The 13,741-nt window shown below is 70.8% G+C and carries 14 protein-coding genes and 1 pseudogene; 8 read left to right on the forward strand and 7 right to left on the reverse strand.

All coding sequences use genetic code 11. The features are described from left to right. Positions 1-9: 9 nt before the first annotated feature. From ACFWVP_RS30965 to ACFWVP_RS30975, 3 genes are all read right to left on the reverse strand, one after another. Positions 10-804, reverse strand: a complete 795-nt coding sequence (locus ACFWVP_RS30965; RefSeq protein ID WP_384501291.1) for an SURF1 family protein — start codon at positions 802-804, stop codon at positions 10-12. Between the two features lie 69 nt (positions 805-873). Then, complete coding sequence (locus ACFWVP_RS30970; protein WP_078850781.1) at positions 874-1,107, reverse strand: hypothetical protein; 234 nt, start codon at positions 1,105-1,107, stop codon at positions 874-876. Positions 1,108-1,170: 63 nt separating this feature from the next. Further along, on the reverse strand, positions 1,171-2,178 hold the full coding sequence (locus ACFWVP_RS30975; protein ID WP_384501292.1) for a DEDDh family exonuclease: 1,008 nt from the start codon (positions 2,176-2,178) through the stop codon (positions 1,171-1,173). 143 nt (positions 2,179-2,321) lie between these two features. Here ACFWVP_RS30975 and ACFWVP_RS30980 point away from each other — a divergent pair, with 143 nt between their 5' ends. The 4 genes and pseudogenes from ACFWVP_RS30980 (at position 2,322) to ACFWVP_RS30995 (ending at position 5,924) form a co-directional block, all read left to right on the forward strand. Continuing rightward, entirely contained in the window at positions 2,322-3,041 is a 720-nt protein-coding gene (locus ACFWVP_RS30980) for a VIT family protein (protein ID WP_384501293.1), read from the forward strand. A gap of 260 nt (positions 3,042-3,301) precedes the next feature. After that, entirely contained in the window at positions 3,302-4,192 is an 891-nt protein-coding gene (locus tag ACFWVP_RS30985; protein WP_384501294.1) for a sterol desaturase family protein, read from the forward strand. Beyond that, the gene (locus tag ACFWVP_RS30990; protein ID WP_384501295.1) at positions 4,189-4,860 is read left to right on the forward strand and encodes a lysoplasmalogenase; all 672 of its coding nucleotides are present in this window, start codon (positions 4,189-4,191) and stop codon (positions 4,858-4,860) included. The genes ACFWVP_RS30985 and ACFWVP_RS30990 overlap by 4 nt, the downstream gene beginning before the upstream one ends. A gap of 21 nt (positions 4,861-4,881) precedes the next feature. Next, a pseudogene (locus ACFWVP_RS30995) lies at positions 4,882-5,924 on the forward strand (zinc-dependent alcohol dehydrogenase family protein). 106 nt (positions 5,925-6,030) lie between these two features. On the opposite strand, the gene ACFWVP_RS31000 reads toward ACFWVP_RS30995, so the two are convergent. Beyond that, entirely contained in the window at positions 6,031-7,560 is a 1,530-nt protein-coding gene (locus tag ACFWVP_RS31000; RefSeq protein WP_384501296.1) for a S8 family serine peptidase, read from the reverse strand. Positions 7,561-7,861: 301 nt separating this feature from the next. Between ACFWVP_RS31000 and ACFWVP_RS31005 the strand changes: the two genes are divergently transcribed. The 3 genes from ACFWVP_RS31005 to moaA all read left to right on the forward strand — a co-directional run bounded on the left by ACFWVP_RS31005 (position 7,862) and on the right by moaA (position 11,025). Then, positions 7,862-8,227 (forward strand): DUF485 domain-containing protein, encoded by a 366-nt coding sequence (locus ACFWVP_RS31005; protein ID WP_384501297.1) that lies wholly within the window; start codon positions 7,862-7,864, stop codon positions 8,225-8,227. Then, positions 8,224-9,861, forward strand: a complete 1,638-nt coding sequence (locus ACFWVP_RS31010; RefSeq protein WP_384501298.1) for a cation acetate symporter — start codon at positions 8,224-8,226, stop codon at positions 9,859-9,861. The genes ACFWVP_RS31005 and ACFWVP_RS31010 overlap by 4 nt, the downstream gene beginning before the upstream one ends. 174 nt (positions 9,862-10,035) lie before the next feature. Then, a complete protein-coding gene (gene moaA, locus ACFWVP_RS31015; RefSeq protein ID WP_384501299.1) occupies positions 10,036-11,025 on the forward strand; it encodes a GTP 3',8-cyclase MoaA in 990 nt (329 codons plus the stop codon). On the opposite strand, the gene ACFWVP_RS31020 is transcribed toward moaA, so the two are convergent. Next, on the reverse strand, positions 11,008-11,256 hold the full coding sequence (locus tag ACFWVP_RS31020; protein WP_351181222.1) for a hypothetical protein: 249 nt from the start codon (positions 11,254-11,256) through the stop codon (positions 11,008-11,010). The two genes, moaA and ACFWVP_RS31020, sit on opposite strands and share 18 nt — an antisense overlap. A 191-nt stretch (positions 11,257-11,447) precedes the next feature. Further along, a complete protein-coding gene (locus ACFWVP_RS31025; RefSeq protein ID WP_384501300.1) occupies positions 11,448-11,852 on the reverse strand; it encodes a DUF3099 domain-containing protein in 405 nt (134 codons plus the stop codon). Between the two features lie 210 nt (positions 11,853-12,062). Between ACFWVP_RS31025 and ACFWVP_RS31030 the strand changes: the two genes are divergently transcribed. Continuing rightward, the gene (locus ACFWVP_RS31030) at positions 12,063-12,347 is read left to right on the forward strand and encodes a GlsB/YeaQ/YmgE family stress response membrane protein (RefSeq protein WP_384501301.1); all 285 of its coding nucleotides are present in this window, start codon (positions 12,063-12,065) and stop codon (positions 12,345-12,347) included. An 80-nt stretch (positions 12,348-12,427) separates the two neighbouring features. Here ACFWVP_RS31030 and tyrS read toward each other — a convergent pair whose 3' ends face one another. Beyond that, positions 12,428-13,696, reverse strand: coding sequence for a tyrosine--tRNA ligase (tyrS, locus tag ACFWVP_RS31035; protein ID WP_384501302.1), 1,269 nt, complete (start codon positions 13,694-13,696; stop codon positions 12,428-12,430). Positions 13,697-13,741 lie beyond the last annotated feature (45 nt).

Genomic DNA, 13,741 nt, shown 5'->3' on the forward strand with positions numbered 1-13,741 from the left:
TGTGACGCGTCAGGCGGCCGCGTGCTCCGGCTGTCCGGCCCTCTCGGCGTCCTTCGCGGCCTGTTCGAGGTCGCGCTTGTCGCGGCGGGCGAGGATGACCCAGCCGACCGGGACCGCTGCGGCGAACAGCCACCACTGCACGGCGTACGCCATGTGGGAGCCGATGGAGCTGTCGTCGGGAGCCGCGATCGTCTCGGGGCTGCCGTCGGCCGGCTCCGGCCCGGTCAGTTCGAGATAGCCGCCCAGCACCGGCCGGCCGAGCAGCTGCGACTGCTGGGAGCTGTTGATGAGCATGACCTGGCGGTCCGGCAGGCCCTCCAGGTCCTTGATGCCACTGGCGCCCGTCGTCTCGTCGGCCTTGAGCCGGCCGGTGACGGTCATCTCGCCCTTCGGCGGGGCCGGGACGTCGGGGTAGGCCATCTGGTCGGCGGCGGCCGGGATCCAGCCGCGGTTGACCAGGACCGTGCCGCCGCCCTTGAGGTTCAGCGGGGTCAGGACGAGCACGCCGATGCTCTCGTCCCGCGAGGTACGGCGCCGTACGACCACCTCGTGCTCGGTGTCGAACGTGCCGGTGGCCGTCACCGCCCGCCAGTAGTCGGAGCGGGGAACCGTGTGGCCCGGCGAGGTGAGACGGGTCACCGGGACCGGATCGGCGTCCAGGTTCTTCGTGATCAGCGCGTTCTGCTCGACCCGGTGTTCATGCCGGTGCAGCTGCCAGAAGCCGAGCTCGACCATCGTGGGGATCAGGGCGAGGACGAGGAGGGTGAGGATCACCCACTGCCGGGTCAACAGGAAGCGGTACACCCCATGACCGTACAACCGGGGTCATGGGGTGCGGCACGGAGGGGTCCCCGTGCGGTCGGGCCCGGCCCGTCACACTTTGTCCACGATGCCCGCCCTTCCCTCGGCGCGGGCGCAGTGGCCGCCGCAGTACCAGTGGCCGTCGGCCTCGACGCCCTGGCCGATGACCTGGACCCGGCAGTGCTCACAGATGGGTGCCATGCGGTGGATGGCGCAGGAGAAGCAGTCGAAGACGTGCACCGCGCCCTGCGCGTGCACCTCGAAGGACATCCCGTAGTCGTTTCCGCAAACCTCACAACGTGCCATGCGCCACAGGGTGGGACGCGAGGCGGCGCCGGGCGAGCGGATGCCGGGCGAGTCGCGTCCGGTTCACTCCGATGACGGTGAGGGCTTCGGCACGGAGACCGTCCGGGCCGGAGCCACGTCCCTCAGCAGGTGGGTGAAGGCGCTCTCCTCCAGGATCGGCGTGCCGAACGACTTCGCCTTCACCGTCTTCGAGGTGTCCGCGTCCGGGTCGTTGGTGACGAGCAGGCTCGTCAGCCGGGAGACACCGGTCGCCACGTGCAGACCCGCCTCCACCGCGCGGTCCTCCAGAAGCTCGCGGTCGATCGAGGTGTCCCCGGAGAACGCCACCCGCATGCCCTGCATGAGGGGTTTGTTCGACTCGTACCGTCCCGGGTTCGGATACGGGCAGGCGGGGCGCTTGCGCGAGGGGCGCCAGCCGTTCTGGTTGTGCGAGGGCTGATGGCCGGTGCGCGGGGTGACCGGCGAGTCGTACCACTCGGTCAGCGGACGGCACTCCAGCAGCGGCAGCCGCAGCTCGTCCCGGGCCGCCGCGTGCAGGCTCGGCCGGAACGCCTCGGCCAGCACCCGGGCGTCGTCCAGCGCGTGGTGCGCGTGCTGCTGCACCACGCCGAAGTGCGCGGCCAGCGACGCCAGCTTGTGGTTGGGCAGCGGGAGCCGGAGCTCCTTGGAGAGCGCGATGGTGCACAGCCGCTGCTCGACGGGGGCGGTGACCGCCGCCCGCGCGTACTCCCGGGCGAGCATCGACCAGTCGAACGCGGCGTTGTGCGCGACGAGCACCCGCCCGGCGAGCCGCTCGGACAGCTGCGCGGCGACCTCCGGGAAGAGCGGCGCACCCTCCAGGACGTCGCTGGTCAGCCCATGGATCCAGACCGGTCCGGGATCCCGCTCGGGATTGACCAGCGTGTACCAGTGGTCCTCGACGTCACCCCGCGCGTCCAGGCGGTAGACGGCAGCGGACACTATCCGGTCGTCGCGGGCGAGTCCGGTGGTCTCCACGTCGACGACCGCGTACCCCTTGGGGTAGGCGGCCGGCCACGGCGTTGCGGTCTGACGGTCGTCGAGCATGGTCACAGAGAATACGGGCCGCGACTGACAGCTCCCTATTCGGGCGGTTCGCGACGGCGAACCGGCCGAGGTCTCCGCGCAGTTGGCCGAAGGTGTCGGGAGGGCGGGTCGGGGCGCGCCGGAAGCGGTCGCGGTGAGACGCTCGCGGGGTGACGGAGACACAGGCGCAGACCCACGAGGAACCCCACGAGGGCGGTCTCGGCACCCGGCTCAACTGGCTGCGGGCCGCGGTCCTCGGCGCCAACGACGGCGTCGTCTCCACCGCGGGCCTCGTCGTCGGCGTCGCCGGGGCCACCGGTGACCGCGGCACCCTGCTCACGGCGGGCCTGGCCGGGCTGCTCGCGGGGTCCATGTCGATGGCGGCCGGTGAGTACGTCTCGGTGTCCACCCAGCGCGACTCGGAGCAGGCCGCGCTGGCGACGGAGAAGCGCGAGCTGGAGGAGACCCCGGAGGCCGAACTCGCCGAACTCACGGGACTGCTGGAGGCGAAGGGGCTCAGCGGCGAGGTCGCCCGTGAGGCCGCGGTCCAGCTCACCGAGCGCGACGCGCTGCGCGCCCACGCCGAGGTCGAACTGGGTATCGACCCCGACGAGCTGACGAACCCGTGGCGCGCGGCGGGGGCGAGCTTCCTGGCGTTCACGGTGGGCGCGCTGCTGCCGCTGCTGGCCATCGTGCTGCCGCCGGTCCCGCTGCGGCTGCCCGTCACGGTGGTGGCGGTGCTCGCGGCCCTCGCGTTCACCGGCTGGTGGAGCGCGAGACTGGGCGAGGCGGCGGTGGGGCGTGCGGTGCTGCGGAACATGGGCGGGGGAGCGTTGGCCATGGCGGTGACGTACGGGGCGGGGGCGCTGCTGGGTGCGGCGGGGGTGTGAGGACGGGCACCTGGGGGGGCATGCCCGGCTCGGGTACGGCCTCCCGGGGGCCGCGCTCGGCCCGGGTGCGGTGACCGGCCAGGTGTGGGAGACCAACTTCCTTACCGCGTACGTGCGTTCGTCACCACAGGGGTTGGCGTGCCGAGATCCCGCGACGGCGCTCGTTGGCGGAAGGTGCCAAAGGCTGCTGACAACGCGTCTCGCATACTTGTCGGTAACAACATCTAGCCCCGGCCCGTCCGCGGCCCTACGGTGCTCGCATGGAGCCGAACCTGCCCGATGTCGTGCTGTGGTCGATCCCGGCCTTCGTCCTGCTCACCGTCCTCGAAATGGTGGTCCACCGGCTTCACCCGGACGACGACGCCGCCGGGTACGACGCCAAGGACGCCACCACCAGCGTCACCATGGGCCTCGGCAGCCTGGCCTTCGACCTGCTGTGGAAGATACCCGTCGTCGCGATCTACGCGGCCGTCCACGAGCTGACCCCGCTGCGCGTACCCGTCCTTTGGTGGACGGTCCTGCTGATGTTGCTCGCCCAGGACTTCTTCTACTACTGGTCCCACCGCGGCCACCACGTCGTCCGGATCCTCTGGGCCTGCCACGTGGTCCACCACTCCAGCCGGAAGTTCAACCTCACCACCGCGCTGCGCCAGCCCTGGACCTCGCTGACCGTCTGGCCGTTCTACGTCCCGCTCATCGCCTGCGGCGTCCACCCGGCCGCGCTCGCCTTCTGCTCCTCGGTGAACCTCGTCTACCAGTTCTGGGTGCACACCGAGCGGATCGACAAGCTGCCCCGGCCCTTCGAGTACGTGCTCAACACCCCCTCGCACCACCGGGTGCACCACGCCTCCCAGGGCGGCTACCTCGACCGTAACTTCGGCGGCATCCTGATCGTCTGGGACCGGCTCTTCGGATCCTTCACCGCCGAGACCGAGCGGCCCGTCTTCGGCCTCACCAAGAACATCGCCACCCACAACCCGCTCCGCGTCGCGACCCACGAGTACGCCGCCATCGCACGGGACGTGAGGGCGGCGACCACCTGGAGCGAGCGGGCGGGCCGGATCTTCCGCGGTCCGGGCTGGCAGCCCGCCGGCCGGGCCGGCGCAGCCGTGGCCGTACGGCCGCGCGCGACCGCCGAGCACGCCGGATGAGCCCCCGCGCCGGACTCGTCCGTCCGCTCCTCGTCGCCTTCCTCACCGTCTCCGCCGTCCACCTGGCCGGGCTGGCGGCCGGCGTCGACGCCGCCCACCTGGTCACCAAGCCGCTGCTGATGCCGCTGCTCGCCGCCTACGCCGCGGCCCGGGGCGGCCCCCGGCTGCTCATCGCCGCGCTGCTGTTCGGCTGGGGCGGGGACGTGCTGCTGATGCCCGGCGCGGACGCGGCCTTCCTCGCCGGGATGGGCTCCTTCGCCGTCGGCCACGTCTGCTACCTGCGGCTCTTCGGCCGTGCCCGCGCCTCGCTGCCGGCCGGACTCGCGTACGCCGCCCTGCTGGTCACCTTCGTCGCGCTCCTGTGGCCCGGCCTGCCGGGCGAACTGCGCATCCCGCTGACCGGCTACAGCCTGCTCCTCACCGCGATGGCCTGGCGGGCCGGTGCCCTCGGCCGGTACGCGGCACTCGGCGGCGCGCTCTTCCTGCTCTCCGACGCGCTCATCGCGACGGGGATCGCCGACTGGCCCCAGCTGCCCGCGCACGACTTCTGGATCATGCTGACCTACCTGGGCGCGCAGTACCTGCTCACCCTGGGGGCGCTCCGGCGTCACGGGAATTCCACCGGCGCCGTCCCTGGGGCGTACCGTGAGACGGGTATCAGCATCTGAGACGAGCGAGGACCCCCACGCATGCGCGCCACCGTGATCCATGCCCCCCACGACATACGTGTGGAAGAGGTGCCCGACGCGGCGATCCAGCAGCCCACCGACGTGGTGCTGAGGGTCCTGCGGGCCTGCGTCTGCGGCAGCGACCTGTGGGCCTACCGAGGCGAGTCGGCCCGGAAGCCGGGCCAGCGCATCGGCCACGAATCCTCGGCGTCGTCGAGGAGGCGGGCCCCGGGGTCAACGGCTTCGCCGTCGGCGACCTCGTCGTCGCCCCGTTCGTCTGGTCCGACGGCACCTGCGCCTATTGCGCCGAGGGCCTCACCACCTCCTGCCCGCAGGGCGGATTCTGGGGCTCCGTCGGATCCGACGGCGGCCAGGGCGAGGCCGTCCGGGTCCCGTTCGCCGACGGAACCCTCGTCAAGCTCCCGCCGGCCGCCGCGTCCGACGACCGGCTGCTCACCGCGCTCCTGGCACTCTCCGACGTCCTGGGAACCGGACACCACGCCGCGGTCGGCGCGGGTGTGCGGCGCGGCGGCACCGTCGCGGTCGTCGGTGACGGCGCGGTCGGCCTGTGCGGTGTCATGGCCGCCAAGCGGCTCGGTGCCGAGCGGATCATCGCACTGGGCCGCCACCAGGTCCGTACCGACATCGCCCGCGCCTTCGGCGCCACCGACGTCGTCGCCGAACGCGGCGAGGCCGCCCTCGCCGCCGTACGGGAACTCACCCGGGGCGAAGGCGCCCACGGGGTGATCGAGGCCGTCGGCACCGAGCAGTCCATGCGCACGGCCATCGACATCGTCCGCGACGGCGGCTCCATCGGATACGTCGGCGTCCCGCACGGCAGTGGCACCGGGCTCGACCTCGGCGTCATGTTCGACCGGAACATCACGCTGCGCGGCGGCGTCGCCCCCGTCCGCGCGTACATCCCGGAGCTGCTCCCCGACGTGCTGGACGGCACCCTCGACCCGTCGCCCGTCTTCGACCTCACGGTCGGCCTGGACGAGGTGCCCGGCGGTTACAAAGCGATGGACGAGCGTACGGCGCTGAAGGTCCTCATCAAGCCGTAGGGCCGGGAAACCACGGCCGTAGGGCCGTGGAACCACAGTCGTAGGAACGTGAGCAGGGGCCGGGGAGTCAGTCTCCCCGGCCCCTGCTCACCCGGTGGTGCGGGTGTTACCTGCGGACCGCGTCCAGCGCGTCCACGACACCGGCTCCGTAGAAGCCGTTGTACTGCGTGCCGCCTTCGCAGACCGCGTCGACGGTGCCGTCACCGTTGATGTCGTACGGCGCTCCGCACGCGGTGGCGTCGGCCTGGTGCGTCAGCAGGGCCTTCACCGTGCGCGCCGAGGCGTGCGGGTGGGTCGACTTGATCAGGGCCGCGACACCCGCGACGTGCGGGGAAGCCATCGAGGTACCGGCCTTGTAGCCGAATCCGCCGCCCGGCAGCGTGGACAGGATCAGTCCGCTGGTGGCCGGGGCGTCGGGCGTCTGGTAGATCGTCGAGTCGCCGCCCGGGGCCGCCACGTCGATGACACCCAGGCCGTAGTTGGAGTACGAGGACTTCAGGCCCTTCGCACCGGTCGCGGAGACCGTCACGACGCCCGGGAGCTGCGTCGGGATGTCGGGGCAGAGACTCGGGTCGACGGTCCGGGTGACCGGGTCCGTGTCGTTCGGGCTGCTCGCGTCCACGATCGCGTCGGACGCCAGGTCGAACCGGGAGTTACCGGCAGCCGCCACGTTGACGGTGCCCTTGCTCTCCGCGTAACGGGTCGCGCGGGTGATCGCGTCGACCAGGGCACCCTGGTCGGGATCGTTCTTGCAGTTGAACATCCACGGGTCGGTGTAATAGCTGTTGTTCGTCACGTCGACACCGTGGTCGGCGGCCCACATGAAGCCGCAGACGACGGCCTCCGTGTAGAACCAGCCGCCCGGCGTGGACACCTTGATGCCGGAGACCTTCACGCCCGGCGCGACACCGGTGACTCCCGCGCCGTTCTTCGCCGCGGCTATGGTGCCCGCGACGTGCGTGCCGTGGTCGCTCTCACCGGCGGCCGGCCGCCAGGCGCCGTCCGTCGTGTCCGGCGCGCCGGACACACAGTTCACCGACGCCGCACGATCGAAGTTCGGCGCCAGGTCCGGGTGCGTGTCGTCGACACCGGTGTCGATGACGGCGACGGTGACCTTGCTGCTGCCCAGCGACTTCTGATGGGCCTTGTCCGCCTTGATGGCCGGCAGGTCCCACTGCAGGGGCTCCAGCGGGTCCTGGTCCGCAGCCGCGTCCGCCGCGGCGGACCGCGCCTGCTCGGCGGTGAGGGGCTGCTCGACCCCGATGTCCTTCGTGGCCTGCGGGAGGATCGGGCTGGTCCGCGTGGACCCCGCCGACTGGACACCCTTGGCCTTGCGGATCACCGGGCCGAAGTCCGGGTTCTGCGAGTGGACGACGATGACGCCGATCTTGTCGTACGACGTCACGACGGTGCCGCCGGCCTCGGCTATCGCCTTCTTCACCTGCTTGACGGTGCCGTGACCGGCCCGCGTGTTCACGACGTACGACAGCTTCGGGCCGTCGGTCGACACCGCCGCGGTCGGCTCGTCCGCCGGAGCGGCCGTCGCGGTCCCCGGAAGGAAACCGAGCGACGCCGTGAGCGCCAGTCCGACGGGCAGCGTGAGTGCGCGTGTCCGTCCGGATGCCAGATGAGCCATGGGTTCTCCACATCATCCGTGCCTGTCGACCGGACACACGGCGTGTCCGGTCGGGTACATGACGAGTGAAGCTATCGCTGATCATCCCGGTGTATCAACAAATACGGGCAAGTGAGTTCGAGGTGTGACCTCCAGGAGGCGCATCCGCGGACGTCCTTCCGAGAACGGCGAATCTGCGGTGAACCGCTTCACCGTGCCCTCCGTGCCGTTGTCAGGGAGTCGCACGCCGGCCACCACGAGCAGAGGACTCCCCGTGAAGACCACCGTCCCGACCACCGCACCCGCGTCGCGAGGAGAATCCGTGGCTACCGATGCACCGCCGCCCCCGGGCCCTGAGGACGACAGTCCCGTCCAGCCCACGACCGAGGCATTCCTCGAGACGCAGAACAGTGCGGAATTCGCCGAACTGCGCCGCTCCCACCGCTCCTTCGCCTTCCCGCTGACCGTCGGCTTCATCACCTGGTACCTGCTGTACGTGCTGCTGTCGAGCTACGCCGGCGACTTCATGGGCACCGTCGTGGTCGCCAACTTCAACGTGGCGTTCGTGTTCGGCCTCGCCCAGTTCGCCACCACGTTCCTCATCGCCTGGCTGTACTCGCGCCACGCCTCGACGAAGCTCGACCCCAAGGCGGAGGCCATCAAGTCCCGTATGGAGGCCGACGTATGAGCGCCGTGTACCACTCGCACTCCGTGATCCAGCTCGCCGCGTCGTCCACCTCGGAACACCGGCCGCTGATCATCAGCCTCTTCGCGGTCTTCGTCGCCGCGACCCTCGCCATCACCGTCTGGGCGGGCCGGCAGACCAAGAGCGCCTCCGACTTCTACGCGGGCGGGCGCCAGTTCACCGCCTTCCAGAACGGCCTCGCCGTCTCCGGCGACTACATGTCCGCCGCGTCCTTCCTCGGCATCGCCGGCGCCATCGCGCTCTTCGGCTACGACGGCTTCCTCTACTCCATCGGCTTCCTCGTCGCCTGGCTCGTGGCGCTGCTGCTCGTCGCGGAACCGCTCCGCAACTCCGGCCGCTACACCATGGGCGACGTCCTCGCGTACCGGATGCGGCAGCGCCCCGTCCGTACCGCCGCGGGTGTCTCCACCATCGTCGTGTCGATCTTCTACCTGCTGGCCCAGATGGCGGGCGCGGGCGTCCTCGTCTCGCTGCTCCTCGGCATCACCAGCGACGCGGGCAAGATCCTTATCGTGGCGCTGGTCGGCGTCCTGATGATCGTCTACGTCACCATCGGCGGGATGAAGGGCACCACCTGGGTGCAGATGGTCAAGGCCGTGCTGCTCATCGCGGGCGCACTGCTGATGACGTTCATGGTCCTGTGGAAGTTCAACTTCAACGTCTCCGACCTGCTGGGCACCGCGGCCGAGAAGAGCGGCCACGGCGCCGCGTTCCTGGAGCCGGGCCTCAAGTACGGCGCCACGGACATCTCGAAGCTGGACTTCATCTCCCTCGGCATCGCGCTCGTCCTGGGCACCGCCGGCCTGCCGCACATCCTGATCCGCTTCTACACCGTGCCGACCTCCAAGGCCGCCCGTAAGTCCGTCAACTGGGCCATCGGCATCATCGGGGCCTTCTACCTGATGACGATCGCCCTCGGCTTCGGCGCCGCGGCCCTGATCGGACCCGAGGAGATCAAGGCGAAGAACCCGGCGGGCAACGCGGCGGCACCTCAGCTCGCCGAATACCTCGGCGGTGTGGGCACCACGGGCGGCGCCATCATGCTCGCCGTCATCTCGGCCGTCGCCTTCGCCACCATCCTCGCCGTCGTCGCGGGCCTCACCCTCGCCTCCTCGTCCTCCTTCGCCCACGACATCTACGCCAACGTCATCCGCAAGGGGAAGGCCACCGAGAGGGAGGAGATGCGGGCCGCGAAGTGGGCCACCGTCGCCATCGGTGTCGTCTCCATCGCACTCGGCGCGATGGCCCGCGACCTCAACGTGGCGGGACTCGTCGCCCTGGCCTTCGCCGTCGCCGCGTCCGCCAACCTGCCGACCATCCTCTACAGCCTCTTCTGGAAGAAGTTCACCACCCAGGGCGCCCTGTGGTCGATCTACGGCGGACTCTTCTCGTCCGTCTTCCTGGTGCTGTTCTCCCCGGTCGTCTCCGGCAAGGCCAGCTCGATGTTCCCGGGCGTCGACTTCGCCTGGTTCCCGCTGGAGAACCCGGGCCTCATCTCCATCCCGCTGGGCTTCCTGCTCGGCTGGATCGGCTCGGTCGTCTCCAAGGAGGAGCCCGACGCCGCGAAGTACGCCGAGCTGGAGGTCAAGTCCCTCACCGGCACCGGAGCCCACTGACGCCGGAGCCCGTCGTCACACGCGCGGTACCGCTCACGGGCCCCGTCGTAGAGATCTACGACGGGGCCCCGGCGCACCTCGTGCCAAACGGGCTTCCCTCGATGTCACCGCTCTCGCGTAGTCTCGTAGACGTCAGACCGCAACCGCGTACACCACCGGGGGAGGGGGCCCACAGTGCTCATCGACACCTACGGCCGGGTCGCCACCGACCTGCGTGTTTCACTGACCGACAAGTGCAATCTGCGCTGCACCTACTGCATGCCCGAAGAGGGCCTGCAGTGGCTCTCCAAGCCCGACCTGCTCACCGACGACGAGATCGTCAGGCTCGTCCGGATCGCCGTCACCGATCTCGGCGTCACCGAAGTCCGCTTCACCGGCGGCGAGCCGCTGCTGCGTCCCGGCCTGGTCTCCATCGTCGAGCGGTGCGCCGCTCTGGAGCCCCGCCCCCGGATGTCCCTCACCACCAACGGCATCGGACTCAAGCGCACCGCCGCGGCCCTGAAGTCGGCGGGACTGGACCGGGTCAACGTCTCCCTGGACACCCTGCGGCCCGACGTCTTCAAGACGCTCACCCGCCGCGACCGCCACCAGGACGTGCTCGACGGACTCCGGGCCGCCGGTGACGCCGGACTCACCCCGGTCAAGGTCAACTCCGTCCTCATGCCGGGACTCAACGCCGACGAGGCCCCCGAGCTGCTCGCCTGGGCCGTGGACAACGCCTACGAGCTGCGCTTCATCGAGCAGATGCCCCTCGACGCCCAGCACGGCTGGAAGCGCGACGGGATGATCACAGCAGGTGACATCCTCGCCTCGCTGCGCACCCGCTTCACCCTCACCGCGGAGGACGAGGAGACCCGCGGGTCGGCCCCCGCCGAGCGGTGGACCGTGGACGGCGGGCCGCACCGCGTCGGCGTCATCGCCTCCGTGACCAGGCCCTTCTGCCGGGCCTGCGACCGCACCCGGCTGACCGCCGACGGCCAGGTCCGCACCTGCCTCTTCGCGCGCGAGGAGACCGACCTGCGTGCCGCCCTGCGCTCCGGCGTGCCGGACGAGGAGATCGCCGGGATCTGGCGGCTCGCGATGTGGGGCAAGAAGGCCGGCTCCGGACTCGACGACCCGTCCTTCCTGCAGCCGGACCGCCCCATGTCAGCGATCGGCGGCTGAGGACTCCCACTCCGCGAGCGGCACGACATCCTTCAGGAACCCGCGCACCCCGAGGAAAGAGGAGAGGTGCTCCCGGTGCTCGTCACAGGCCAGCCAGGTCTTGCGGCGCTCCGGGGTGTGCAGCTTCGGGTTGTTCCAGGCGAGCACCCATACGGCATCGGCGCGGCAGCCCTTGGCGGAACAGACCGGTGCACCGGTGGCGCTCTCGGCGGAAGTCTCGGGGAGGTTCACGACCTCAACCCTAGGGCCTCTCGTCCGGCCTGCTGACGGCATCCCCGCCGGAGAAAGGGCGACGCCGAGCAGCCACGGGGGGAGCTGCCCGGCGTCGGTCCGTCGCTCCGACGGGGGATGCGGAGCGCGTACGAAGTATGTCACGGGGACCGGGGTGCGGCGCACGGGAACTTCGTGATTGACCCCGGCCCCTATCGGGCTTCGCGGCCCGTCCCGGCGTCGTCGTTCCCCCGCGGATCCGTGTCGCCGGCCGGCGCTCCGGCCTCCTCGGCAGGCTCCGCCCGACCGGTCGCGGAAGCCGTGCCGAGAGCGGGCCGCATCGGCGCGGATACAAAGGTCGAAGGGAGCGAAGGGACGCTCTCCCGTCCCGCGTTGGCGATGACCACCGCGACATAAGGGAGCAGGACGCCCAGCGCGAGCGCCACCACGGCCACATGCCGCTCCACGTTCCACAAGGTCGCGGCCAGCACCACGGAGACGGTCCGTACGGACATCGAGATGATGTAGCGCCGCTGCCTGCCGCGCACGTCGTCGGCAAGCCCCTGCCGGGCGCCGGTGATCCGGAAGACCTCCGCGCCGTTCCGCTTCCGCACCATGTTCCACCACCGGATCGCCGTGCCGGACCGCCGCGGACCGGGCCGCTCCTACGGTACGCCCGGCATGCGCCGGGTTCGAGACCGGGGCGTGTCCCGGTCCGACCGGGCCAGCACCGCCGTGGCACGTACGGCCCTGTCCGGCATGCGCCGTACGCCGGGCGGGCCGAGACTGGGCGAACGTGCGCACATCGCGCCGCGCAAGGAGGCGTTATGAGTTGGTTGTGGGCCATCATCGTGGGGCTGATCCTGGGCCTGCTCGCCCGGGCCATCCTGCCGGGCAAGCAGAACATCCCCCTCTGGCTGACGGCGGTGTTCGGCATCCTCGGCAGCATCCTGGGCAACGCCGTCGCGTCCTGGATCGGCGTCGAGGACACCAAGGGCATCGACTGGATCCGCCACCTCCTGCAGCTGATCGGCGCCGTGGCCGTCGTCGGAGTCGGCGACATGGTCTGGCAGTCGATCAGGGGCAACCGGAACAGCGGCCGGAGAACCTGACCCGTACCGCACAGCACCGCGGCCGGTCACGCGTCGTGCGCGCGACCGGCCGCGGTGCCGTGCGGTGGGCGTACCGGAAGTCAGCCGGCCGTGACCTCGACGGCGGCGAGGTTCTTCTTACCCCGGCGCAGCACCAGCCAGCGCCCGTGCAGCAGCTCCTCGCGGGCCGGGGCGGCCTCGCCGTCCACGACCTTCGTGTTGTTCACGTACGCCCCGCCCTCTTTGACCGTGCGGCGGGCGGCCGACTTGCTGGCGGCCAGGCCGACCTCGACCAGGAGGTCCACCAGCGGGCCCAGCTCGGTGACCCGGGCGTGCGGCACCTCGGACAGGGCGGCGCCGAGCGTCGCCCTGTCCAGCTCGCCGAGATCACCCTGGCCGAACAGCGCCTTCGACGCCGCGATGACCGCCGCGCACTGGGCGCCGCCGTGCACCAGCGTCGTCAGCTCCTCGGCCAGCGCGCGCTGCGCCGAGCGGGCCTGCGGGCGCTCCGCGGTGAGCTGCTCCAGCTCCTCGAGCTCCTCGCGGCTCCTGAAGCTGAGGATGCGCATGTACGTCGAGATGTCCCGGTCGTCGACGTTCAGCCAGAACTGGTAGAACGCGTACGGCGTCGTCATCTCCGGGTCGAGCCAGACCGCGCCGCTCTCGGACTTCCCGAACTTGGTGCCGTCGGCCTTGACCATCAGCGGTGTCGCCAGGGCGTGCACCACGGCATCCGGCTCCACGCGGTGGATCAGGTCGATCCCCGCCGTGAGGTTGCCCCACTGGTCGCTGCCGCCCTGCTGGAGGGTGCAGCCGTGGCGCCGGTACAGCTCCAGGAAGTCCATGCCCTGCAGCAGCTGGTAGCTGAACTCCGTGTAGCTGATGCCCTCCTGGGACTCCAGCCGGCGGGCGACCGAGTCCTTGGTGAGCATCTTGTTGACCCGGAAGTGCTTGCCGATGTCCCGCAGGAACTCGATCGCGGACAGGCCCGCGGTCCAGTCCAGGTTGTTCACCATCGTCGCGGCGTTCGGGCCCTCGAAGGTGAGGAAGGGCTCGATCTGACCGCGCAGCCGCCCCACCCACGCGGCGATGGTCTCCGGGTCGTTCAGCGTGCGCTCCGCGGTCGGCCGGGGGTCACCGATCTGACCGGTGGCCCCGCCGACCAGGGCGAGCGGACGCAGTCCGGCGAGCTGGAGCCGGCGCATGGTGAGCACCTGCACCAGGTGACCGACGTGCAGACTCGCCGCGGTCGGGTCGAACCCGCAATAGAACGTGACCGGGCCGTCCGCGAGAGCCTTGCGCAGTGCGTCCTCGTCAGTGGACTGGGCGAACAGCCCGCGCCACTTCAGCTCGTCGACGATGTCCGTCACGGTCTTTTCTCTCCTTGGAAGGGTTCGATCGGTCGTCCGGTCAGT

The sequence above is a fragment of the Streptomyces sp. NPDC058637 genome (assembly GCF_042717325.1).
Classification (GTDB): Bacteria; Actinomycetota; Actinomycetes; order Streptomycetales; family Streptomycetaceae; genus Streptomyces.